General features: G+C 31.6%; 21 protein-coding genes and 1 tRNA gene. 10 read left to right on the top strand and 12 right to left on the bottom strand.

Annotation, left to right across the window (positions count from 1 at the left end; translation table 11 throughout):
- Window positions 1-29: 29 nt before the first annotated feature.
- Window positions 30-800: a hypothetical protein gene (locus FZC34_RS02720; protein WP_148971922.1), complete on the top strand. Its 771-nt coding sequence runs from the start codon at window positions 30-32 to the stop codon at window positions 798-800.
- A 251-nt stretch (window positions 801-1,051) separates the two neighbouring features.
- On the opposite strand, the gene FZC34_RS02715 is transcribed toward FZC34_RS02720, so the two are convergent.
- From FZC34_RS02715 to FZC34_RS02695, 5 genes are all read right to left on the bottom strand, one after another.
- Window positions 1,052-1,681 carry an RsmD family RNA methyltransferase gene (locus tag FZC34_RS02715; protein WP_187440035.1) on the bottom strand — a complete coding sequence of 210 codons (630 nt, stop codon included), beginning with the start codon at window positions 1,679-1,681 and terminating at the stop codon, window positions 1,052-1,054.
- Window positions 1,638-2,033 carry a HesB/IscA family protein gene (locus FZC34_RS02710; RefSeq protein WP_148971920.1) on the bottom strand — a complete coding sequence of 132 codons (396 nt, stop codon included), beginning with the start codon at window positions 2,031-2,033 and terminating at the stop codon, window positions 1,638-1,640. Before FZC34_RS02710 ends, FZC34_RS02715 begins: the two co-directional genes overlap by 44 nt.
- 91 nt (window positions 2,034-2,124) lie before the next feature.
- A complete protein-coding gene (locus tag FZC34_RS02705) occupies window positions 2,125-2,520 on the bottom strand; it encodes an iron-sulfur cluster assembly scaffold protein (protein ID WP_148971919.1) in 396 nt (131 codons plus the stop codon).
- Entirely contained in the window at window positions 2,517-2,762 is a 246-nt protein-coding gene (locus tag FZC34_RS02700; protein WP_148971918.1) for a hypothetical protein, read from the bottom strand. The genes FZC34_RS02705 and FZC34_RS02700 overlap by 4 nt, the downstream gene beginning before the upstream one ends.
- Window positions 2,744-4,180, bottom strand: a complete 1,437-nt coding sequence (locus FZC34_RS02695) for an aminotransferase class V-fold PLP-dependent enzyme (RefSeq protein WP_246119068.1) — start codon at window positions 4,178-4,180, stop codon at window positions 2,744-2,746. Before FZC34_RS02695 ends, FZC34_RS02700 begins: the two co-directional genes overlap by 19 nt.
- A gap of 220 nt (window positions 4,181-4,400) precedes the next feature.
- Here FZC34_RS02695 and FZC34_RS02690 point away from each other — a divergent pair, with 220 nt between their 5' ends.
- A complete protein-coding gene (locus tag FZC34_RS02690; RefSeq protein ID WP_148971917.1) occupies window positions 4,401-5,132 on the top strand; it encodes an alpha/beta hydrolase in 732 nt (243 codons plus the stop codon).
- A 278-nt stretch (window positions 5,133-5,410) separates the two neighbouring features.
- Here FZC34_RS02690 and FZC34_RS02685 read toward each other — a convergent pair whose 3' ends face one another.
- The 4 genes from FZC34_RS02685 to FZC34_RS02670 form a co-directional block, all read right to left on the bottom strand.
- Window positions 5,411-6,178, bottom strand: coding sequence for a coiled-coil domain-containing protein (locus tag FZC34_RS02685; protein ID WP_148971916.1), 768 nt, complete (start codon window positions 6,176-6,178; stop codon window positions 5,411-5,413).
- A 74-nt stretch (window positions 6,179-6,252) separates the two neighbouring features.
- On the bottom strand, window positions 6,253-8,268 hold the full coding sequence (priA, locus tag FZC34_RS02680) for a replication restart helicase PriA (RefSeq protein ID WP_187440033.1): 2,016 nt from the start codon (window positions 8,266-8,268) through the stop codon (window positions 6,253-6,255).
- Between the two features lie 173 nt (window positions 8,269-8,441).
- Complete coding sequence (locus FZC34_RS02675) at window positions 8,442-9,131, bottom strand: hypothetical protein (RefSeq protein WP_148971914.1); 690 nt, start codon at window positions 9,129-9,131, stop codon at window positions 8,442-8,444.
- Between the two features lie 77 nt (window positions 9,132-9,208).
- Window positions 9,209-9,280, bottom strand: a tRNA-Cys gene (locus FZC34_RS02670).
- A 159-nt stretch (window positions 9,281-9,439) separates the two neighbouring features.
- Here FZC34_RS02670 and FZC34_RS02665 point away from each other — a divergent pair.
- From FZC34_RS02665 to FZC34_RS02650, 4 genes are all read left to right on the top strand, one after another.
- Entirely contained in the window at window positions 9,440-10,213 is a 774-nt protein-coding gene (locus tag FZC34_RS02665; protein WP_148971913.1) for a TatD family hydrolase, read from the top strand.
- Entirely contained in the window at window positions 10,191-11,432 is a 1,242-nt protein-coding gene (locus tag FZC34_RS02660; RefSeq protein WP_187440032.1) for a CCA tRNA nucleotidyltransferase, read from the top strand. Before FZC34_RS02665 ends, FZC34_RS02660 begins: the two co-directional genes overlap by 23 nt.
- An 88-nt stretch (window positions 11,433-11,520) precedes the next feature.
- Window positions 11,521-12,006, top strand: coding sequence for a preprotein translocase subunit SecG (locus tag FZC34_RS02655; protein WP_148971911.1), 486 nt, complete (start codon window positions 11,521-11,523; stop codon window positions 12,004-12,006).
- Window positions 12,007-12,015: 9 nt separating this feature from the next.
- The gene (locus FZC34_RS02650) at window positions 12,016-13,584 is read left to right on the top strand and encodes a CTP synthase (protein ID WP_148971910.1); all 1,569 of its coding nucleotides are present in this window, start codon (window positions 12,016-12,018) and stop codon (window positions 13,582-13,584) included.
- A gap of 448 nt (window positions 13,585-14,032) precedes the next feature.
- Here the strand turns inward: FZC34_RS02650 and FZC34_RS02645 are convergent, their stop codons facing one another.
- Entirely contained in the window at window positions 14,033-15,631 is a 1,599-nt protein-coding gene (locus FZC34_RS02645) for a hypothetical protein (RefSeq protein ID WP_148971909.1), read from the bottom strand.
- A gap of 139 nt (window positions 15,632-15,770) precedes the next feature.
- Between FZC34_RS02645 and FZC34_RS02640 the strand changes: the two genes are divergently transcribed.
- The 4 genes from FZC34_RS02640 (at window position 15,771) to FZC34_RS02625 (ending at window position 20,795) form a co-directional block, all read left to right on the top strand.
- Window positions 15,771-18,767 carry a type VI secretion system Vgr family protein gene (locus tag FZC34_RS02640; protein ID WP_148971908.1) on the top strand — a complete coding sequence of 999 codons (2,997 nt, stop codon included), beginning with the start codon at window positions 15,771-15,773 and terminating at the stop codon, window positions 18,765-18,767.
- Window positions 18,767-19,312, top strand: coding sequence for a toxin-antitoxin system YwqK family antitoxin (locus FZC34_RS02635; RefSeq protein WP_148971907.1), 546 nt, complete (start codon window positions 18,767-18,769; stop codon window positions 19,310-19,312). Before FZC34_RS02640 ends, FZC34_RS02635 begins: the two co-directional genes overlap by 1 nt.
- 147 nt (window positions 19,313-19,459) lie before the next feature.
- Entirely contained in the window at window positions 19,460-20,344 is an 885-nt protein-coding gene (locus tag FZC34_RS02630; protein WP_148971906.1) for a hypothetical protein, read from the top strand.
- Window positions 20,325-20,795: a hypothetical protein gene (locus tag FZC34_RS02625; protein WP_148971905.1), complete on the top strand. Its 471-nt coding sequence runs from the start codon at window positions 20,325-20,327 to the stop codon at window positions 20,793-20,795. The genes FZC34_RS02630 and FZC34_RS02625 overlap by 20 nt, the downstream gene beginning before the upstream one ends.
- A 493-nt stretch (window positions 20,796-21,288) precedes the next feature.
- Here the strand turns inward: FZC34_RS02625 and FZC34_RS02620 are convergent, their stop codons facing one another.
- Both FZC34_RS02620 and FZC34_RS02615 read right to left on the bottom strand, forming a co-directional pair.
- A complete protein-coding gene (locus FZC34_RS02620; RefSeq protein WP_148971904.1) occupies window positions 21,289-22,293 on the bottom strand; it encodes a leucine-rich repeat domain-containing protein in 1,005 nt (334 codons plus the stop codon).
- Between the two features lie 86 nt (window positions 22,294-22,379).
- Window positions 22,380-24,053, bottom strand: a complete 1,674-nt coding sequence (locus tag FZC34_RS02615) for a leucine-rich repeat domain-containing protein (protein ID WP_148971903.1) — start codon at window positions 24,051-24,053, stop codon at window positions 22,380-22,382.
- Window positions 24,054-24,086: the final 33 nt, after the last annotated feature.

Genomic DNA, 24,086 nt, shown 5'->3' with positions numbered 1-24,086 from the left:
ATTGTTTTGTTTTGTGGCAATGTGTCATCATGAAACCACTATTATATCTATTTATATTTAATTTCGTATATGGAGATATGAAAGATTTACAAGAGGCTATAGACTTGTTTGAAAACAAAAGCTCTATAGTTGAATTTACAAAAAGAAATTTAAAAGAATATTGCCAATTATTATCTGAAGAAAGAAAGTTAGTCAATTCAAGCCAAAATTCTAGAAAAACAACATTATTAAGTGCGCTATCCAAGAATCAAAGCTTAAAGAGAGAGGATCTTTCTGCAGATCAGGTTAAGAAGAAAAATAAAGAAATAATCAATTTTGGAAATATCATGCGAGATAAATTTATCAGAGTGCTAAATAATAAAGAAGTAGAGCACGATTTTACATTGATAGATTGTATACAAATGTTACAAGAAGCATGTTGTCCTAACCAGCCACTGTGTATTGAATATATTAAAGAGGTTGTGCTTACTAATAGTTTATTACGTCCTGATTGCATGAGTTTAGAGGAAGATTTGATGCCTGAATACATACTATCTGAATCTTATTATAAAAATATTGTGAAGTTAGCAAAAAAATCTGAAAATGTGATTTATATTCATCATAAAGATTATGAAATAGCATTTGCAAATTTAAGATCTATTAAAGGTGAAATTGGAGAAGAAGTATACAATTTAGCTAAAAGAATTATTTGGAAGCATTGTAATGTTAAGCACAGAAAATTATTAACTAGATATAGAAACATTAAATATGATAAGAAGATTGAGGAAAGTAAAATAAAAAATCAGTCAAAGGCAGGTTAATTTTAAGTTTCTTACATAATATTCAGAAAAATATCCAAGCACGTGAGGAAATAATTTTTCATATGCAATAAATATGAAAGAAGGAATGCATACATTAATCTAAAGTGTAATCAACAAGATTATATCAGTCTATATGATCATAATATTTGTTACTGAAAACAAATCAAGCTATATAAGGCCATGTTAATAAAAAGCTATGACGCCATAGAAATTATTTAAGTATATATTAAGGATTAAGGCTATTCTTATGGTTAAATAGATTGCTTTTCAAATTGCTTGTTTTCAATATCTAGCTCAATTTTACGTTTAAAAAATATAACACTTGATCGGCCTTCATCTTTTTGCTTAATCACTTCAAATCCATCATGGTTATAGTGGTGATTTTTTATAGATTTTACAACAATGATAGAATCTGTATTTGCCAAATTATTACTTAAAATATTCGATAGGATAATATTCTCTTTTTTGTGTAGAAATGGTAGATCTACAAATATGGTATCGAAACATTCAGTGATTTTAACCCTTGTAGCATCACAAACATAAGTTCTTGCTTTAGGGTTTACTATGTCAGTAGGGATATGCCAGCGCTTAATTGTTTGGTTTAGGTTTTGTATCACGCTTGCATCTTTATCTATAAAAACAACTTCAGAAGCTCCTCTTGATAATGCTTCTAACCCAAGAGAACCACTGCCACAGCATAAATCTAGGACCTTAACCATTTTATGTCGATGTTCGAGAGTATCAAATATGATTCTTCTGATTCTTGCTAATGGTGGTCTGGAAGGTTGAATCACAGGAATCTGTTTCATTCTGTATATTCCTTTGATTATTCTTGGATTAAGCACTAAATGATTTCCCACATGCGCATTTACACTGTTCATTTGGATTGTTGAATACAAATCCTGATGCACTTTCTGTTTCATGGTAATCAATTGTAGCATCTGATAGCATTTCTAATGCATGATCATCCATGAAAGCTTTTATACCATTCGTTGTAATATATGCATTATCATTTATATCGAATACATATTCCATTCCATATGCTAATCCAGCACAACCATCTCGTACAACATTGATTTTTATGCCAACTGGTTTTTGGCCTTTTTTCTCAGCATATTGTTCGAATTTCTCATTGATTTTGCTAGCAGCTTTCTCTGAGATTATTGGAGGAGTGATATCTTCTGGTTTTATCTTTACATTATTAATATTTGTAGTGTTGCTAGAACAGCTCATGATTTTCTCCTTTGTATTGATTTATATTTATGGTGTTGGTAAGTGAATTAACAACACCCATCACTTCATTGTACATCTTTATGAAGCTCTATTATACAGCTTGCTGAGATCTTTTAGAAATCAGGTCTGCGATTGCTTCTGTAATTGCTTCTTCAGCAAGAACTGAACAATGTGTTTTGATGGGTGGTAATGACAACTCATCTGCTATATCTTTATTTGTGATTTTTTTTGCTTCTTCTAATTTAAGCCCTATTACTTTTTCAGTCAAAACAGAGCTAGATGCAATTGCAGATCCACATCCGAATGTTTTGAATTTGACGTCAGTAATTCTATCTTCATCATCAACTTTGATGTAAATTTTTAATACATCTCCACATCCTGGTGATCCAACAAATCCAACCCCAACTGTTGGATCTGTTTCATCCATTGATCCAACATTTTTTGGATTCTTAAATGTTTCATTTATTTTTTCGTTGTATCTATTCATGATTCCCTCCTATATTCATCATGCTTTATATTCATATTTGCTATGCTTGCTCTATTTATATTATTTACTGTATTATATGCGTTTTTCATATAACTTATCATATTGATTGTTTTTGTAATTTCTAAATTCTTATGTATTTTATTACAAATTTTACATAGTAAATCTAGTGTGCATACAAATTGGAATGGTGTGCAAATTAGCGATGTATATGCTAATTGCCCTTTTAGTGGTGTGTATGCCATTTAACCTTCTTTAGGTCAACGCCTGATTTCTTCATATCCCAAAGTGGGCTCATATCTCTTAAGTCATTCACAGCTTTTATAATATCATTTGTAAAATTATCCATATCTTCTTCAGTTGTATACCTTCCCATTACAATCCTTAGTGATGTATGAATTAGATTTTCATCTATTCCAATCGCATCTAACACATAAGATGGTTGTAATGTAGTTGATGAGCATGCAGAAGCAGATGACATAGCATAATTTTTCAATTTCATCATCAATGCTTCCCCTTCGATATATGCAAAGCTAATATTCATATTATGTGGAACTCTTTGATCCAAATCTCCATTGACATATATATCTTCCAAGGATGATGTGATGCGATCTAAGGTTTTCTTTTGTAATCTTTGCATCCTTACATATTCATCTTCGCGTGATTCTTCTACAATTTCTGCTGCTTTTGCCATTCCAACACATAGTTGTACAGGAACTGTCCCAGATCTAATTCCTTTTTCTTGTCTTCCACCAAACACAATAGGAGAAACTTTAGTTTTCCTTTTGATATATAGTGCGCCTATTCCTTTTGGTCCATAGAATTTATGGGCAGAAAAGCTCATTAAATTTACATGTATATCACTTAAGTCAATTTTGATTCTACCTAATGCTTGTGCAGCATCAACATGTAGTAATATGCCTTTTTCTTTGCATATTTCACCAATGGCCTTAATCGGTTGAATTGTTCCAAGCTCTGAGTTTACCCATCCTATAGATGCTAATACTGTGTTTTTTTGGATAGCATCATGGAATTTTTGTAAATCTAGCAATCCATTTGCTTCAACTGATAGATATGTTACTTTGATCCCATTTTGTTCCAGTTCATGGCATGTTTCTAAAGTGGCTTTGTGCTCTATATTTGTGGTTATGATATGCATATCACTTACCCCATTCTCTTGCCTGCTTTTCACAACGCCTTGAATAGATATATTATTAGATTCTGTTGCTCCAGAAGTAAATATTAGCTCTTTCGAATCAGATTTGATAATGCTTGCAATTTTCTTACGGCTAGTTTCAACAAGATCCGTAGCATCCCATCCATATTGATGGGTTATTGAATGAGGATTACCAAAGCATTGATAACTTTCACATATCGCATCCACTACCTTAGGGTCACATGGTGTTGTAGCGCTGTAATCCAAATATACGGCATTGCTTGAATTTGATTGATTTGTAGATAAGTATGAAGGTTTACATGTAGCTTCACTTGAGCAGCATGCTTTATTTTCATTATTTATTGAATCAATATCACAACATTGTTCGATTGAACTGCTATCACAACATTTTTCTACTGAGTTATGATCACAGCACATATCGGATTTTGCCCCAATGTCATTAATATTATTTGTAGAAGTTTTTTCACTATTTTTAATTTCTTTCACTATTTCTCCTATAAGAATTTTACATAAATTATATACTTTATTCAATCAGCAAGCGTACACATGTGCATTTAGAAAATATATTACACAATATAAAAATATATTGGCTGCACAGTTTGAATATTTAATTATTATTTAAATGTCAATCAAAAGCTTGATTGAGTATGAATTAATTGTTAAAATGTGGGAGTGTATTTTGTTATGCTAATTGTTAAAGGTGTTTATGGTTGTTAATAAGGATTCGAAGTCTGTTAAAAAATATTCTGATATTATGATCCAAAGAAAGCATGGAGCTATTGATGCGAAATATTATCAACATGATGTAAGTAGTTTCCATAATAAATCTGTTGTTCTTATACTGCATCCAGATCCAATACATGGCGGATCAATGAATAATAAAATTGTAAAAGTTATAGGTAATGCATTTATAGAATTAGATTTTGATGTGTTAAGAATTAACTTTAGAGGTGTTGGTAGATCTCAAGGAGAATATGATAAAGGAGTAGGAGAAGTTGATGATGCCCTTGATGCAATAGATTGGCTATTAGATAAACATGATAATTTAGCAAATGTATGGGTGGCAGGTTTTGGTTTTGGTGGATTGGTTTGCATGAAAACTGTAATGAGGAGACCTAACATTAATGGTTTTATTGCAATCAGTCCTCCTAAAGAAAGTGAAAACTTGAACATGTTAACTCCTTGCCCTAATGGAATGTTCATAGTTGGAGAGCATGACCATACAGTAGATGCAGAGTTTGTTTCATCATTGCCTGATCTATTATCATGTCAGAAAAATGCATTTATTGACTACAAATGCATTAATGGGTCTGATCATTATTTTTCTGATCATTCTGAAGAGCTTTATGAAGAGCTTTATACATATGTTAAAGATAAAATGCTATTGGATATTACAGTAAGCACTAAGAAGAAAAATAAAAAATCAAGCAAGTTATAATTTATAATTAATAAAGTTTATATTTAGTGAATTCATAATATAATAAATGCTATATAAGACGATATGTTATAAGTATATATAATATATAGCGATGTAGTGTTTGTGTTCTGAGTAGTAATGGTTTTAACATATTAAGTAAATATAATTCAGTTAATAAGTTGTGTGATTTTATAATCAATAGTTAGGTCTCTTAATTAAGTAGAACTAATTTAAGTTATGCTTCATGTGATTTTAGATTCGTTTTTCATATGATCTTATATATATTACATATGCATTAATTACTTATCAGTCTCTTCTTTATTTGTGTCCTGCAATTTCTCAATTATGCTTTGTAATTCTGCTTTTTCTGATTGTGCTATTTTGTTATCATGGTATAACTTTCTAAATCTGTCTCTTAATTCTTCCTCTTGTTTTTTTAAACTATTAAATGCATCGTGTTGCATTTGTGTTTGCCTTTCTAATGTATCTATGAGTTCATGGTTCTCATTGAAAGATGATTGAAGTTGTGCAACGTGTTCTTTTAATTTATTATTTTCATTTGCTAATTCTTTATTTTTGTTACGTAAATCAACATCATTACTATTAAATTTGATTTGTAGATCTTTAAATGCAGTTTGTGAACCAAGCAAGTCTTTGTTTATTTTTGATAAATGATCCCTTAAGGTTTTAGATGTTATTTGCTCTTCATTTAGATTCTTATTTGCTGCTTTTGTTTTTGTTTTCCATTGAGATAATGCGGCGCGTAGTTCTTTTGCTTCTTTTACATTTTCTTTAGATTTGCTATCAGTATCACTCTGCTGTAATTGATTGATTGTTGCTTTCAACTGCTCATTTTCATCGCGCAATAACTGCATTTCCTCTTCTTTGCTTTGTGATGTATCTAACTTTGCATGTAATTCTTTTTCTTGTACCTTTAATCTTGTAGCAGATTCACATACAGCTTGCATAGCATTGTGAAACACTGTATATTCTTCTATCATACTTTGATTCATGGAAGAAATTTGCATCACTGCTATTAATGTAGATATAATTACTATCCTATTCATATACACATTATAGTGTATATATAGAACGTTAACAACACTAGGTTCTAAATAACTTAAAAGAAACCTTAAGTAATTTAAAAGAAACTTTGAGGATCTACATCAATAGTAAGCTTAATATTTTTTGGTAATTTCATAGATTGAATCCACTTGCTTATTTGTAGCTGTGGGAATGACTTTTTATTATATTGTATTAAAAATGACCATCGATAATCATTATTATACTTGTATAACTGTGCAGGTGCAGGTCCCATTATTTCAATTCCTGGAATTTTAGGTTTGTGAATACTGAGAGCAATTTTTTCAGTTAATGCAGCAGATTTTGAACTTATAATGATACGAATAATTCTGCTAAATGGAGGGAGATTATGCTGTTTTCTAATTTGTAATTCTTGCTCAAGCCAATGATCTACATTCTCATGGGCTATTGCATGTAAAAGCGGGTGAGAATCATCACTAGTTTGAATTATTACAGTGCCAGGTTTATCCGCTCGCCCACATCTCCCTTTTACCTGTGAAATTAATTGGTACATTCTCTCTGTATTTCTAATGTCCCCCGAATGAATTCCAATATCTCCCTGCACTATCCCAACCAATGTTAGATTTGGGAAATGGCATCCTTGAGCTAATATTTGCGTTCCGATTAAAATATCAATCTCACTATTTTCCATTTTGTGCATTGTTTCATCTATTACTTCGGTTGTATCACTACTCAGAATAGATACAATATTATTTGGAAATAGCTTTTGTATATTTTCATGTATTTTTTCAATCCCAAGCCCATAAAATTTCCATGAATCTTCTGCTTTACATTCAGGGCAAGCGCTAGGTAAATCACTTTTCTGTGCGCAATAGCTACAATGTGTATGGTTGCTTTTATGGAAAATTAATCCAGCAGTACATGCTTTGCATAGCAGTCTGTTTGAGCAAGTACTGCAATATATATGCGTTGAAAAGCCTTTACGGTTCAAGAATAACATCACTTGCTCTTTTTTATTTAAAGTAATTTGGATATGCTTTTGTAATTCTGTAGACATCCATGTTTTTGTTTTGACTAGTTGGATATTGAGCTTATGTGGAATAGTTCTAGTTAATTGAATATGTTTATAATTGCTTGTTTGTATATTATGTAGTGTTTCTAATGAAGGAGTGGCAGATACAAGAATGATTGGAATATTTTCAGACTTTGCTTTTAGTATTGCTATATCTTTCGCATTGTACCGTGGTCCATTTTCTTGTTTGTAGGTTGTAGAATGCTCCTCATCTACAATAATTAATCCTAGATTATTAAATGGAGCCCATAATGCTGAACGTACTCCAATTAAAACACCTGACTCTTCTTTTGATGCCCAATCCCATATTGGTTGTTTGCATGAATTATACCACCTATATGGGTATACTTTGAAACGATCATGAAATCGCTCAATTAATTGAGATGTTAATGAAATTTCAGGAACAAGAACAAGAACTTGCTTTTTTTGCTCTAAAGCTTTGGCAATTGCTTCAAAATATACATTTGTTTTTCCAGACCCTGTTGATCCTTGTAATGTGATAATATGATGTTGATTTGCCATATGATTAATTTGATTAATTGCATATATTTGATCATCTGAAAAGAAATCTGCATCTATTGGGATTGAAGAAGTTGGAAATTTAGTTTCAGATATTTCTCCTTCCTTAATCATTTTTTTTAGTTTTATCCAATTAGTTTTAAGCATTTCTAAAGGATATTTGCCAGGCTCTAAATTATTTATAATTATGTTTGTTTCAAAATACCCAGGCTTATTATTTTTATATGAAACAAGAATCATTTTTAATATTTGGTGCATAGGTATTAATGTGTACTTACTTGCAATATTCATCCATTTTATAGTTTTTGCATTTAAGTGATAATTTAGAACTTCTTTTACTTCTTTAAGATTTTTCACACAATTATTGTCACTTGATCTTCGTATTACCAATCCAATTATTTCTCTGTTTTGTATAGGAATGCTTACAAGTGTTCCTGGTTCTATTTGCTTATTTGATTTGTAAGTATATAGTTCATCATTTGTCCATGAATATGGAAGTAGCACATCAAATTTAAGTGACACATTTGGCATATATTTATATTTCCACGTTGATGCAGGTTATGGTTAGTGCAGTTTTAGTGGTTAGCTCAAATAATGTACTGATCAACTGATTGATAAGTTGGTAAAATAATTGATTAAGTAGCGTGCACATCTGCAGCATTAGAAAATCAATCATATTATGAGAATGTACCAAACTAGAATTTACAATCATGCTCTAATTTAATTTCATGCCCTAATTGGACTATATTCATTTTTTCTTTTCCAAATGAATTCCATATTATTTTGATTTGATTGTATTGAACATCTATTATCTTAATACTCCATGGAATTTTGTCATGCTTGCTTATCCAAATGCCATTTAGACAAATTTGCCAATTATTTTGCGTTTTGATAATTCCTTGTAACTTTAATACAATATCATCAATATTATTATTTAGTTGCAATTTTTGTGGAGGAAGCATATTGCTAAAAGTGATAGACCCTGTGATTGTGATTTTCTTACCTTTTGCATTAATCTCATAAAATAAAAAATTACCAAATGGTAGGTTTTTCAGAATTTCTATTGTTGTGTTTTGGTTTTGTGCATAGCATTCTAACTTAATATTATATGTTTTATATTCACTATTTGTATTTTCACTTAATACTGAGAGATTAATATTTCTTTCGAAGAACCACGCATAAATTAATTTTGGGTCTATTGCGGCATGCTTTTGCCATTGTGGTTGGGTTTGTAGTATATATGTTTGGTCTTGTTTATTCTTTTTCAATAATGCATGCTGTTTTTCTACATTAAAACTAGCATTAGAGCATTTTATACATTCATTTAACATTATGATTAGCAATGCTATATTTAATATTAAAGAATATACATAAACCTTTTTCATCTACTATATTCTAATATATAACCACAGTATCCGCTATAAGGTGAAGCTAACTATAGCGTTTGCTATAAGATTAGGTAAGGCCGAGACCGGAATCGAACCGACATAAAAGGATTTGCAATCCTCTGCATAAACCATTCTGCCACTCGGCCATAACTAATTTTACACTTGTATTATAAATAAACACAAGGTTGCTAAGGTGAAAAGAAGTATAGTTTACAATTTTAAGCAATATAAAAATAAATGCAAAAGAAAATGTAAATCTCTGTATTCTATTGATGGAATTGTATGGTAACGTTACAATTTGATCAATGAACTGGATAGATAGCCATTGCCATTTAGATTACGAGCCTATGAGTAAAGATATAGAGAAAGTAATGTCAAACATGAAAAATCATGATGTTATTGGAGCAATGAGCATTAGCACTACAACGAATACATTAGATAAATCATATGCATATTTACGAGATAATATATGGTTTTCTGTTGGCGTGCATCCATTAGATGATAAAATTGGCCAGGTTAATGAAATTGATAATTATTTAACTAAATGGATTGGTAAGAAAAATATTATTGCAATTGGTGAAGCTGGATTGGATAGCTTTAAAGGTAGTGATATTAATAAGCAGATTCCAGGCTTTGAAGTGCAACTTGTTCATGCAGAAAAACATGATTTACCTTTGGTTTTACATATGAGAGAGGCAGAAGATTTAACATTAGATTTGCTAAGAAAATATAATGTAAGGGGAATTGGACACTGTTATACAGGAACATTGGAATTTGCGAAGAATATTTTAGATTTAGGTTGGATGATTTCTTTTTCAGGCATTATTACATTTAAAAATGCAGAGCATGTTAGAGAAGTAGCAAGATTTGTACCATTAGATCGAATCCTTATTGAAACTGATTCTCCATACCTAGCCCCTGCTCCATATAGAGGTAAATCAAACGAACCAGCATACGTTTCACATGTTGGTAAATATATTGCCGAGCTTAAAGGTATTGATGAAAATGAATTCGCAAATATTACCACTACTAACTTTTACAATTTCATGCGAATTAATGCATTGGATAGAAAAATATGAATTTAATGGAAAAAGTAATGATAGGAGAAGCAGTAATAGCAAAAATGATGATAGCAAAGGCAATGGGAGAAAAGGTAATTTGATGGATTGGCTCCAAAATAGTAATTTACAGAAACTGATGAAAGTATTGGATCCGTGTATGGCTGTTGGAGGTTGTGTTCGTAATTCAATGATTGGCAAAGGTTTAAATGATGAAGTAGATTTAGCAACCCCGTTATTGCCTGAAGAAGTAATGAGATTAGCAAAAAAAGCAGGATTTAAAGTCATTCCAACAGGATTACAGCATGGGACTGTTACATGTGTGATGGATGGTGATGTTTTTGAAGTCACAACTTTACGTGTAGACATTGATACAGATGGACGCCATGCTCAAGTAGAATTTTCCAAATCATGGGAAGAAGATGCTAAAAGGCGTGATCTAACAATCAATGCGCTATATGCAGATATCAATGGCAAAATTTATGATTTCGTTGGTGGTCTGGATGATATAAAAAAAGGGATGATTAGATTTATTGGAGATCCAGATTTAAGAATCCAAGAAGATTATTTGCGTATTCTTAGATTTTTCCGTTTTCTGGCTCATTATGGTAAGAATTATGACTTTGAATCATTGCATGCATGTAAGAAATATGTGCAGAATTTGCAAAAGATTGCACGAGAAAGATGTATTAATGAAATGATGAAGTTATTAGATGCGTGTAATTTTATTTCTACTCTTAGATTAATGGATGATATTAATATTTGGGAACATTGTGATTTCCCAAAACCAAATTTTGATGTGTTAGAAAATATTATTGTAAAAGAAAAAGCAATGAATTTAAAGTCTTCAGCTCTAGCGAAATTTGCTTCTTTTGATGGTAGTATTGAGAATGTAAAGCTGTCAAATTTGCAGAAAAAAAATATCAAATTACTTAGAAATGTAAATGTAATGAAAGAGAAATCTGATTACATTAAGTGGATTAATGAAGTTCCAAGTGATTTATGGAATGATGGATTTATTTTAAAAGGCGCATTAGATGACTTACAATTCTTGGAGCCATGGAAGAAGAATTTATTTCATTTTTCTGGAAATGATGTAATGAATATCATGCATTTGCCTTCTGGTCCTGGTGTGAAGAAATACTTAGACAAACTTAAAGAGTGGTTCGTAGAGCAAGATGCTCCAGCACCATATTCTGATCTTATAAAACAATTAGAAATATTCAGGAAATCTCAATAAATAATGATGGTTACCTCAGTTTGTAATAATGATTATGAATTCATATTATTCAATTGCTAAGGTTTTGAATTTTCTGTAAAATGTAGGAATGTTAAGTTTTATTTGGTCCATTTACTTGGTAGTAGTATTGAGCCTATCCATTTTAATATTTTTGCAAAAAGGTGAAGATTCTGTAAGTATGAGCCAGTCTCAATTTATGACTCCTAGGGCAATGTCTACATTTTTGACAAAATCAACATATACTTTATATGTTATATTTATATCTTTATGTTTAATAATTGGAATTATGATCAAAAAAGAGAAAATTGCATTAAATAAAGAATTTAGTTCTGAAAGTATTTCTGAAAATAGTGCTAATAATACTAATGATATTGCTGATAGTAATATTGAGCATATAGATAATACTTCTTCTGGAGACATTGATAAAGCTTCTATTAGTGAAATAAAAAGCAATAGTAATACTATAGGAAAAAATAGTGATATTATAGAAAATACAAAAGAAAACAAATCAGAACAGAAGCAATATAGTGAATCAAGTAAAAATAATTCTGAAAGTATTAATAAAGAAAAATAGGATTGTATTATGAAGTCGAAATTGAAAATTATATTTGTAACCGGGGGAGTTATGTCATCACTTGGAAAAGGTGTGACTGCTTCTATGGTTGCTTTATTGCTTAGAAAACGTGGATTCAAAGTTCGAATGAGGAAATTAGAGCCATACCTAAATGTTGATGCTGGAACTCTAAGCCCTGATCAACATGGGGAAGTTTTTGTCACAGAAGATGGTACAGAAACTGATATGGATATAGGAAATTACGAGCGTTTCGTAGGGATTAAGTGTACAAAAGACGACTACATTACGTCTGGTCAGATTTTTCTAGAAGTTATTAATGCTGAAAGAAAAGGTGACTATTTAGGGGAAACAGTACAGATTATCCCACATATTACATCCATGATTTCAGAGAAGATTACAGCTAACATAGATGAAGATACTGATTTCTTGATTTGTGAGATTGGTGGGACTATAGGTGATATGGAAGGATTGCCATTTTTAGAGAGTATTAGGCAGAAATCAAGAAATTATGATGTGCTTTATTTGCATATTGGATTGATGCCATTTTTAAGCAAATCAAAAGAATTCAAAACAAAGCCTATTCAACATTCAGTGAGTGAGTTACAAAGATTTGGTATTAAGCCAGACATAATTTTATGTAGATCTCAAAAATATGATGATCAATCATGGAAAAAGAAAATAGCATTATTTGCTAATTTAGATGAGAATATGGTATTTCCAGCTTGGGATCAAGATTCTTTGTACGATGTATTAGAACAGTATTATGATGATAAATTAGATCAAAGAATTTGTGAATTTTTTGGAGTAAAATGTGAGTACAAGCAGCTTAGCATGCCATATTTCCAATACGATAATAAGGTAAAATTAGCTTTGATTACAAAGTACGATAAAATAAATGATTCTTATTGTTCAGTAATTGAGGCAATAAAACATGCTGGTGTTCAGTATAAATCTGATGTTGAAATTACTGCAATTAGTTCAGATGAACTAGATGTGCAAGATTTGACAAAATATAATTGCATTATCGTTCCTGGTGGATTTGGTGAGCGTGGAGTGGAAGGGAAAATTGCTGCTTTACAATTTGCTAGAGAAAATAAGATTCCATGTTTGGGGATTTGCTTAGGAATGCAGCTGATGGTTATAGAAGGGTTGCGTAATATAGCTAAGATTGATACTTATTCTTCTGAGTTCAAGAAAAATATTGTTAATCCAGCAATCGGATTAATTGATGAATGTATGGAAAACGTGAAAGGTGGAACCATGAGATTGGGGGCATACCCATGTAAGCTTTCTGGTAGAATTCATGATATGTATGAAAGCTCTGGCAGATTAATCAATGGTTTAGCATCTGAGAGGCATAGACACAGATATGAAGTGAATCATTTGCACTATAAAGTGCATTTGGAGAAATTTTTCAATTTATCAGCTTGGTCTCCAGATTATACATTACTTGAAGGGTTTGAAATTACTGATCATCCATTTTATGTTGGAGTTCAATTTCATCCAGAATTCCAAACTCATATAGATGGAGCACATCCATTATTTGATAATCTAATTAAAGCTGCACTTTCTATTTGATTGAAGCAATGCTTTTTATAGTAATATTTTCATGTACAGTTAAGTAATAATTTAATATCGTATTTGTATAAATCTGTTATATACTTGTGAATATATGCTAATAATTTCATATAATATTAAAATTATGATAATCATTGATATATTAGCTATAATTTATTCATGGCCAAACATATTGGTAATATGCTAATAGTCATAATCAAAAATTATATTAGAGACCTTCCATTGTACTAATCTATAATGTATATCAATACTATCAACTTGCTTTATTGTTCTATGCTTAATTTGTAATTCTATATTGATAGATTATTATATAAATTTGAGGCAAATTAGTTTTATAAAAATATGATTAATTATGCAAACAAACGATTTTGATAATATATATTGCTGTAAAATAGGCGCTTGATTATCAATCTCTCTTAGCAATTGAACTCACATCAAAACAGACACATTATTGCAGGGATTTGATTTTTTCGTTTGAGATTGCATTTAGTTTCTCAATGTCTGAAGATTCTAGTTTTAACATACCTTCTAGGGCATCCTTTGCACTGTTCATGAAGTCTCGCCCTCTAGCATTCTCTTTGTATTCTGCCCATCTTAAGAACAAGAAGTTTCCAAAGATCTCTCCCATGACGTCCTTATCACCTTCGTACCCATTCAGCAATTCCTCTGCTCTGTCAAACAAGTGTACGATATAATCCTCATGATCACGCTCCTTCGCAAGCTTAGCAGCTTCCTCTTTTCTTAATGCTGTAACAGCCTTGTCTCCATCAGATTTTGCATACCAGTCAGCATAATCCTTCTTGAAGAACTCAACGTCACCTCGACGCTCCTCTCCTGGGTAGTATGCGCGAAACTTCTTTCCTCCTCCCCTATTTCCTACTTCACCCCAAACTTTCTCTTTACGTGATCTATTTATTACCTCTTGCAATACTTCTTTGTCCATCTTTTCCATCTCATTAAAGAGCTTATCAAACATAGGCTTCACTATATATTTGTTTATATATTCTTCTCCCGCTACTATTCTTTCCCAAATAAGCTCTTTGCATTTTTCCCTATCTGTATTAAATAATTCTATAATCTCATCAAATTTTACTTTGTCTTTATCGCCAAAAATAACTACATATCCACCTTGGACATTCTTAATTGATCTCAGATCTGACATAGTTATTTCTACGCCTACCAAATCATCTAAATAAAGTTGAGTATCTTTAAAATGCTTTTGTGCAGCCTTGTTCATCTGAACTATATGAACCATATTCCAAGACGCATCCTGCCTTACAACCTCATCAAGCATGATTTTAAATTTCTCTAACCCCTTAGCTGCCTCAACTGCCATCTTCTTTAATGCAATATGCTTTGCAATGTTTGTAAAATGTTCCTTGTCTTTTGATAGGGATTGTAAAATAGTTGCATTAACCTTTGCTGCTTCTGCTTTGTCACTAATCATCGATAATCCTGGATTTTCTAGGTTGTACTCATATATCGAGTTATAATACAAACTATGAGCTTCTAGCCTATCTGACTCTAAGTCCCAATCAACTTCTAAGGTTCCATTTTGAGATCTCTCTGCCAAATACATAGCATTCTTGAACACATCCCCATCCATGTCATAGTTACCATACGCATCTGCTAACTCCGCATAGCGAGCACTCTGCTTCATTATGTAAGGACGAGATTCATAAACGTATCGCAGCATGGCATATGATTTATCCGCATTGGATAAACCTGCAAACAATTGCTCAACTGTATTCTCACCTATTTTCTTAACATATTCTGGTTTGCTTTTTCTATTAATAATCATTGTATATACAAGATATTTGCACTTCTCTTCATCTATTGATGGAATTGCACCCTTTACTATATCGTATCTCTTTTTATATACGGCATCAGTGAGAACCTGTGCACCCATATTTGGCACAGCAACTTCCGTTGCGCGACCAGGACTCTTCAAACAATACGCAAACTTACTTGTACATTCCGTTAATTCTGGGCCATTTGCCATAACTGATAAACATAATAGTAATGATAAGATTTTTAGATTCTTCATATATCTCCCTTATAAATTGACTTATTATGTTCCATCTATCCTTAAATAACAAGATTTATGTGGTGTTTATTAATAAATTGTAGGAAAGCCCAGCATAATTTTAAGAGAATATTAACCATCATCTCATATATTGTCTCAAATGCCTGAAGAGCTCGAAAAAAAAGATTATACCTTAGAAGAAGATTATAATAATACTTATAAGCATAACCAAAAGGTTGAAGATAATTCTGATTTTGAAATGATTGGATTAGCGACCTTAGGTTATGATCAATGGCAACCTAAAACTGATGAAGATAGAAGATATAAACGTCATTTAGGGAGAGTTTATAAAGTTAATATAGAGGAAGGGTTATCTCAACCATTCTTTATTCAAGGAGAAGTTGCATTTTTTGAGAAAAAACCAAATATGATTAGTAAAAAAATGCACATGGGCTTAAGTGTTGGCAAGCCAAATATTGATAGAAAATATTGGCATGGAATAATCAATGAATGGACATATTTAGGAATAAAAACCCCAACTAAGGAAGAGCAATATTATGTTTATGGGTTTAGCATGATTCCTGAAATGCAATTTAAATTAGGCACAAAACGTAATCGTATTTTCTATCCATCTGTAGATGACGCACCAGTTGAGCAAAATCAAGATATCATATTTAACAAGTCAAAATTAATGGCAAATATTATTGAAAGATTAATAAAGAAAAATAATATAACTTTAAAAGATGAAAAATCAAAAGATAGAACTTCAGAATTAGTTGCCATACATGGAAATTATGAATCACAATCAGATGATTATGAAATTCAAATAGATGAATTTGAGGCAAAGAATGACCAGCATGATAATCATTATGATAAGGTAATTATTGATATTAATATGAGTATTTTGGATGCACAATATCGTATGGCTGCGATTGAGAATCCAAGGAGTAAATATTTGAATTATGATGATCAGACAAATTTTGCTAAGAGTGAACAGGAGGATTTTCCTGAATATATAGTGCAGTATGAGGAGACGGATTGGGAGTTATTGAATCGGTTGTGTAGGGATTTTGGGGTTTATTATTGTTTTGAGCATACGGACGTGCATACAGGGATTGTGTTTTATAATAATCCTCAGGGAGCAGATGTGTCAGATAGTGCAGATGCTAACTATGATGCGGATGACGAGGAAGAGGAAGATGATTTGGCTGGGTTTAATTCTGGAGATGGTGCAGAAATTGCTGATGAATCAGGTAGTGTTTCTCCTTCTGCTTCCTCATCTCCCTCGCCATATAAAACATATTTAGGGTATGAAAATGCCATTGAAAACTATAGCCCCACAGGAGAGTTAGCCTCCAAAGGAGCGAACGCCTATACTTCCGTACAAAGTGGAGAAATGAGTATTTTCGACGATGGTTTTGACACGCAAATTGTTGCTGAATCGCAATCTAAGGGGAAAGGGGCTGTAGAAGATGGAGCTGTTTCAAAAGTTTTTGATATGTCCGACCCATTCACCGATTCTCGTCCTTTGCATTATACAACAACTGGATTGGAGGGTCGTAACGATAAATATATCTCGCAATGGAATGTTGCACATAAATATGCCCCTAATTCCACCCAACTTCAAGGATTCAACCCAGATCTTGACCCTGAAAAGCGCAATATAATTCATGAAGTTGAAAATTCCTCTGGGGCAAATTCATCAGAGAGTTCTGCTAGCGATGTGGATGATCATTATAGCGAAACATTTACCTCAGATCAAAAAGTGAAAGAATATAATGGAATATGCAATCAACATGCAGATACAAGTGAGACAGAATATCATACAAAAACTTTTCGTCAGGAAGTTAGCCCTGGATACAAGTTTGTTCTTACGCATCACCCAGATATTGAGATGAATGGGCAGTATTATGTAAAGCGAGTTTCTCATAAATTAGAATATCAGGCTGTGGATAAAAATATGGATGATGCTACTGTAGATTTGGATGATATGGTTTTACACTATGAAAATAGCGCCGTGTTTTCGAAAATTGATCAACCATTTAAAGTCAAACCTGAGCCATACAGGAAAATTGCAGGAATTCAGACAGGAATTGTTGTTGGTGGAGAGGATCAGAAAATCTATACAAATCACCTAGGGCAAGTGAAAGTTTATTTCCATTGGGATAATGGGAGAAAGAATTTGAGTAATGGAGAGATGCTGCAGCAAGCTGTATGGATTCGTGTTGCGCAATGGGGAGGCGCTGGAAATGAATGGGGAGGATTTTTTGTTCCTCGTATAGGGCAAGAAGTTGTAATTTCATTCGAAAATGGGAATCCAAATTACCCAATTATTACAGGGTGCTTATATAATAGAACTACAATGCCACCGTATAATCTGGTTGAAACTGAAGATGTTATTTCGAAAACTGGCCTAAAAACAGAATCGCTAAAAGATGTTGAAGAAGGCGAAGAGCGTGGATTCAATGAATTTAGCTTTGAGGACAAAGCAAATGAAGAAAAAATATTTTTGCATGCTGAGAAAGATTATGAGGAAATTATTAAAGATGGTAAAAGCTCTACAATTCAAACTGGATCTTCAGAATTGATTATTGGGCGTGGAGATCGAAAGGTAGAATTGTCTGGGGAAGATGAACCTACAGATGGAGAAGGAAATGATATATTAATCATCAAAAAAGGGAACAAAGAGATTAAATTAGAATCAGAGGAAGCGAAGCATTTCCTCACTGAGCTCAAAAATGGAGATATGATTACGAAAATTGAGGAAGGTAATTATAAATTAGATTTAAACAAGGGAAATAAAGAAATTACACTTCAGGATGGAAATATGAATATCGAAATTTCTAAAGGGAATATGGAAATAAATCTAGGGAATGGTAATAGTAAAGAAGAAATTTCCGGGAACAAAGATATAACGATTAATAGTGGAAATCATACTATCAAAATCTCAGGAGGAAATATGGAAATTGAAGCAAATCAGATTACATATAAGGCATCTAGCAATTTTACAATTAAATCTGGAGGAAACCTAACTTTGGAAGCTGGGGGTAATTTAAACTTAAAAGGAGGAATTGTGGCGCTAAAAAGTGATACAACAGCAGATATTGAAGCATCAGCAATGATTAATATAAAAGCAGGAATGGTGAATTTAAACTAATGAATATTGAGCAGATTATAAAAAAGCATGAATTGAACTGTAAAACTGAAGAAATTCCAGAGCAACAATTTGAAGAAGTTGTGATTGATGGAAAAGTTGTTGAGAAGCATATATTGAAAGATGGCGTGCGAAATGGAGAGAGCATATATTATAAAAATGGATCCATTGCACAAAGAGTCAATTATAAAGATGGGAAAATTGATGGAGTTGTAGAAATTTATAAAAATGGTGAATTAAGTTTGATCATGAACTATAAGGGTGAAAAACCAGATGGCGCTATGTATATATTTGAGAATCGTAATTTATCGCAAATAGGAGCATATAAGGATAATAAAAAACATGGAGCATTTTTCATATTTGGAAAAGGGTATTTAGTCAAAGAAGAGAATTATAAAGATGATTTACTTTACGGAAATTCTATTACATATCACCCAAAATCATCTAATATTCTAGAATTTGGACAATACATAGATGGAAATAAATCAGGAATATGGAAGCAGTTTGATATGGGTGGGAAAGTGATAAAAGAAGAAATATTCGATTAGGATAATTATTATTAGAAATAGTACACTCTATAAGATTGCTACCTAAATATTATATAAATTATGCCTATTTCAGGTAGGTTTTCCTGCAAAATCTCTTGTTATTTAGGTGTAAATATAACATAATAAATCAATTTATAAGGGAGATATATGAAGAATCTAAGAATTTTATCGCTGGTATTATGCTTATCAGTTATGGCAAATGGCCCAGAATTAACGGAATGCACAAGTAAATTTGCATATTGTTTGAAGAAATCTGATCAATCTTTAGCAATAGAGCTGGAGGAATCTAATTTAGAATGTAGAGATGATGAGTTTTATCAAACTGTACTTGATGGAACTAAAGAAGTTGTTAAAGATCTTACAGATAATAAGTGTAAATCAATCGTATATATGCAAATGATTAACCAAGATGATGAAGATGAATACATAGAATCATTATCTAAATATAGTGAAGAAGAGTTGCAAGAACAACTAAATAATTTAAAGGATGAGCAAGCTACTGAATATGCCATGTTGCGATACGTTTATGAGTCCCGTTCTTACATAATGAAGCAGAGTACTCGCTATGCGGAGTTAGCAGATGCGTATGGTAACTATGACATGGATGGTGATGTATTCAAAAATGCTGTATATCTTGCTGACAGGTCTCAAAATGGAACATTAGAAGTTGATTGGGACTTAGAATCAGATAGGTTGGAAGCTCATAGTTTGTACTACAATTCAATATATGAGTACAACCTAGAAAATCCAGGATTATCGATGCTGAGCGATAAAGCGGAAGCAGCAAAGGTTAATGCAACTATTTTACAATCCCTATCAAAAGACAAGGAACATTTTACAAACATTGCAAAGCATATTGCGTTAAAGAAGATGGCAGTTGAGGCGGCAAAAGGCTTGGAGAAATTTAAAATCATGCTTGATGAGGTTGTTAGACAGGATGCATCTTGGAATGTAATTAGAACTGTCAAGGTAGGGAATGCTATGCAAAAGCATTTTAAGGAGGCTGATAAGTATGTTAAATGCAATTATTAGGAGTAAGCTTTATTATAAAGTTGGAAATGGAGGAGGAGACCGAAAATTCCAAGCATATTATCCCGGGGAGGAGCGTAGAGGTGACGTTGAGTTTTTCAAGAAGGATTATGCTGACTGGTATGCAAAATCTGATGGAGACAAGGCTGTTACAGCATTAAGAAAAGAAGAAGCTGCTAAGCTTGCGAAGGAACGTGATCATGAGGATTATATCGTACACTTGTTTGACAGAGCAGAGGAATTGCTGAATGGATACGAAGGTGATAAGGACATGATGGGAGAGATCTTTGGAAACTTCTTGTTCTTAAGATGGGCAGAATACAAGGAGAATGCTAGAGGGCGAGACTTCATGAACAGTGCAAAGGACGCATTAGAGGGCATGTTAAAACTAGAATCTTCAGACATTGAGAAACTAAATGCAATCTCAAACGAAAAAATCAAATCCCTGCAATAATGTGTCTGTATTAATCCATAAACTTAACAAACCTATATAATATTAAGAAAAATGTTATTACGTTATTGATATATAGGATTAGTTTATAATAGTATATAATACTATGATTTATTAATTGAGATTATTGAAAATACATTTTTAGGCAATCGAAGCAGCATAATGTATAGATATTCTAAATTATTCATCCCATCCATTTACCTTATGATGATATATATTGTCATAACATCAAATGGTCATAACTATTAGCAGTAGAAATAATTCCCTTCTCTCATTGCTATCCTAACTAACTATGATCTTATTATATGTATAAACCTTTCAACCAACTGCTTCAAAGATCTAATATTTTTATATAGTTAATCTAATCTTCTGGTATAAATGATTGCGATTCAAAGTAACTTAAGTTTAATTTATTAATTGAAAATGGTATTATAAGGCATAATAAAAAACATTACGAATAAATATCAAGATGCATAATTACTAATGATAAACAAATCTAATAGCCATAGCATGCGCATCTCTGCATGTTTTGAAAATTATCTTCATAATTAGATGGGGGTCTATTAGTACTACTGACTTCACAATACACACAATCCACAGTTACATAATGACTAATGAAATCATATATCCCTTTATCTACATTTCCATGTATTTGCATTCTATGTTTAGAATTATAATTGGGAATTCCAACTCTATATTCTTTTTTGAATTTAGATATCTTATCGTCATCGGTATGTGAGACTTTCTCTATTGCATCATATTCTTTTCCATCCCCACCACAAATATGCATCTCATAGGGAAGGTAATATAGAGCATCATTCATTGTATGATGATAACCATATTTCACAACATATCTCATAGTATCTGGATTATATATTACGCCTATTGGAACTTTCCTACAAATTATATTATGAATAGGTTTGAAAGTTTCTTCTATGCATGCAAACCTATTATTACGTGCATAATATCCACGTAATTTTTGCAGAGCATCTAAGCATGGTAATTTTGAAATACGATTATTTACAAAGTTAAGTATTTCTATATTAACTAAATCGCCAATATCATCTAATTGATCTATATTATTATTAGCTATATTTAAAGAAACTAGATTTTTCATATTTTTTATATATTTAAGGTCACTAATTTTATTTCTACTTAAATCCAAATCTTCTATTTGTCGTAGAAACCTACAACTGAATTTTGATAAATTATTACGAGATAAATCAAGCTTTCTTAAACATGGTAGTGTTTTTTTTGCTATTACAATTTCTGATAAGTTGTTATTAGATAAAGATAGGCATTCTAATAGTTGTAAAGTAAATATATTAGGTAAAGCCTTGGTCAAAGCACAATTCACTAAATCAAGATATCTTAACTCATTTATACTAATAATTTTATCCAGAATACTTAACTTATTTCCTGTCAATTTTATATCATTAAGTACTACTTTTGTGCAACCACGTACAACATAAAGATTTCCAATACTATTTCCATTTACCATTAGCTCATTTTTTAGAAATTGTATATTTTCTATATCTTCATCAAGTTCTTCACTTTCATCAGATTCTTCACTGCTCAGCGTGTCTATTAATTCACAATTAGTTTTTTTTTAAACTCATCTGATTTTAAAAGTGATTCAGTACGTGATATTACAGTGCTTGATACCATGCTAGGGGTATATTCAAATGTAATGAAAGCTACTGCTGGACAGTTAGTAACTTCCATGATGTAAGTATTAGTAACATCAATATATTCTATATTACGATTAAATCTAATTGATAATCTGATGTTATCAGAAGCTTTAAGTATTCTTAGTTTTGGGATATCCCCTAGATCTATAAACCCTTCCATTTTATTATGACTTATATGCAATTCTTCAAGATTAGGAGCAATTGAACCAATTTTCAATATGTTGCTATTCAGGGTACTAAGATTATTGCCACTTAAATCTAGCACTCTCAATGATTTCAAACTATTATCACAATCAATATTATTAATAAGATTGTTTTGTAAAAATAAATATTGCAAGTTTTCTAAATATAATGGTAAATTTGTAAATGAATTGTCATTACCATTCAAAACTTGTAATTTTGGTGCTGAGAATTTCTCAAATTTCTTAAGTGCATTATGCGATATGTTTAATGTTAACAATTTGTATACAGTATTTGATAATCCCATAAACACACCACTTAAATTGCTATTTATAATATTTACTACTGAAGGATTAAAATCTATAGGTAACATAAAAAAATCACTTGCATTCATCTCAGAACCTAAATGGTTAATAATAGATATTTGAAAAATGTCATATAGATCTATACGAGGCAATGAAACGCCAGTGCAATCGTATAACTCTAATGTATGAAGTCTAAAGTGATTAGGATCATAATGCATCTTTGATATATCAATTTCATTGAAACGTACATCATGAACAGAGCTAGTAAGGCTAGCATTACTTAGATCAGGTATACTAACAACTCTTTGGTTCAATTGTAATTTTTGCTTTATGCTATCAGCTTCTACATATGTTGTCATTATTTCGTGTTTTAATATTTCTATATCTTCCTGAATTGTAGTATAGTATGCAGCATATGGTTCTTCTGGTTTAGTATATTTATATTTTGCATCAAGTTCTTCTATGTCATCACATTCTGTCGAAGCATCTAATACAGCTCTACTTGCAACATCCTTCTTAGAATCTAGCAATGTAGTAGTATTCTCATTACAGTTGGTAGTTTCTTGACTATCTGCTTTTTTTGTTTCAGATGCTACTACCAGCTCTGTTTCTGGTTGCTTAGAATCTGATATTTCATCATGTGATGGGCTCGTATTACCTGAAGAGCTACTACCAGAACTATCACTTAATCCCTGTGATTCCTGTGATTCGCAATTAGGTGCATTCTCATCACAAATAGTAGTTTTCTCTTGATTATCAACTGATTCTTCTACTTCTTTTGCTATTAATTTTTTCTCTGATTCCGTTCCTGATTTATGATCATCAAACCCGTATCCTCTTAATTTTGAAGATAATCCACTTAATTTACCTTTTATTTCTTCTAATTCTAACATAACCATAGATGTTTCTTTAAGAATGTTCACAAGATCTGATCTATTTTGTACAGCATCGCCTTCTAAAGCTTGTACTATAAATGCACACATATTATTTGTATCTTTATTTAATTCTTCTCCCATAGCGTGAGGGGAATCATACATTAAAAAACTCGAAAAAACAACAATTAAAATATTACGATGACATTTCATGGTACTAATCTACCATAAATTTTGGGTTAATCA

The sequence above is a fragment of the Candidatus Cytomitobacter primus genome (genome assembly GCF_008189405.1).
Lineage (GTDB): Bacteria > Pseudomonadota > Alphaproteobacteria > CAJXXZ01 > 1604HC > Cytomitobacter > Cytomitobacter primus.
The sequence above is the reverse complement of the archived record's forward strand: the minus strand, read 5'-3'. Positions and strand labels throughout refer to the sequence as shown.

What these genes read in the sequence shown, in the direction of transcription:
- FZC34_RS02720 (WP_148971922.1), top strand. Translation starts at nt 30, where the DNA reads ATGAAACCACTATTATATCTATTTATATTTAATTTCGTATATGGAGAT.
- FZC34_RS02715 (WP_187440035.1), bottom strand. Translation starts at nt 1,681, where the DNA reads ATGAACAGTGTAAATGCGCATGTGGGAAATCATTTAGTGCTTAATCCA.
- FZC34_RS02710 (WP_148971920.1), bottom strand. Translation starts at nt 2,033, where the DNA reads ATGAGCTGTTCTAGCAACACTACAAATATTAATAATGTAAAGATAAAA.
- FZC34_RS02705 (WP_148971919.1), bottom strand. Translation starts at nt 2,520, where the DNA reads ATGAATAGATACAACGAAAAAATAAATGAAACATTTAAGAATCCAAAA.
- FZC34_RS02700 (WP_148971918.1), bottom strand. Translation starts at nt 2,762, where the DNA reads ATGGCATACACACCACTAAAAGGGCAATTAGCATATACATCGCTAATT.
- FZC34_RS02690 (WP_148971917.1), top strand. Translation starts at nt 4,401, where the DNA reads ATGGTTGTTAATAAGGATTCGAAGTCTGTTAAAAAATATTCTGATATT.
- FZC34_RS02685 (WP_148971916.1), bottom strand. Translation starts at nt 6,178, where the DNA reads ATGAATAGGATAGTAATTATATCTACATTAATAGCAGTGATGCAAATT.
- FZC34_RS02675 (WP_148971914.1), bottom strand. Translation starts at nt 9,131, where the DNA reads ATGAAAAAGGTTTATGTATATTCTTTAATATTAAATATAGCATTGCTA.
- FZC34_RS02665 (WP_148971913.1), top strand. Translation starts at nt 9,440, where the DNA reads ATGAACTGGATAGATAGCCATTGCCATTTAGATTACGAGCCTATGAGT.
- FZC34_RS02660 (WP_187440032.1), top strand. Translation starts at nt 10,191, where the DNA reads ATGCATTGGATAGAAAAATATGAATTTAATGGAAAAAGTAATGATAGG.
- FZC34_RS02655 (WP_148971911.1), top strand. Translation starts at nt 11,521, where the DNA reads ATGTTAAGTTTTATTTGGTCCATTTACTTGGTAGTAGTATTGAGCCTA.
- FZC34_RS02650 (WP_148971910.1), top strand. Translation starts at nt 12,016, where the DNA reads ATGAAGTCGAAATTGAAAATTATATTTGTAACCGGGGGAGTTATGTCA.
- FZC34_RS02645 (WP_148971909.1), bottom strand. Translation starts at nt 15,631, where the DNA reads ATGAAGAATCTAAAAATCTTATCATTACTATTATGTTTATCAGTTATG.
- FZC34_RS02640 (WP_148971908.1), top strand. Translation starts at nt 15,771, where the DNA reads ATGCCTGAAGAGCTCGAAAAAAAAGATTATACCTTAGAAGAAGATTAT.
- FZC34_RS02635 (WP_148971907.1), top strand. Translation starts at nt 18,767, where the DNA reads ATGAATATTGAGCAGATTATAAAAAAGCATGAATTGAACTGTAAAACT.
- FZC34_RS02630 (WP_148971906.1), top strand. Translation starts at nt 19,460, where the DNA reads ATGAAGAATCTAAGAATTTTATCGCTGGTATTATGCTTATCAGTTATG.
- FZC34_RS02625 (WP_148971905.1), top strand. Translation starts at nt 20,325, where the DNA reads ATGTTAAATGCAATTATTAGGAGTAAGCTTTATTATAAAGTTGGAAAT.
- FZC34_RS02620 (WP_148971904.1), bottom strand. Translation starts at nt 22,293, where the DNA reads ATGGTAAATGGAAATAGTATTGGAAATCTTTATGTTGTACGTGGTTGC.
- FZC34_RS02615 (WP_148971903.1), bottom strand. Translation starts at nt 24,053, where the DNA reads ATGAAATGTCATCGTAATATTTTAATTGTTGTTTTTTCGAGTTTTTTA.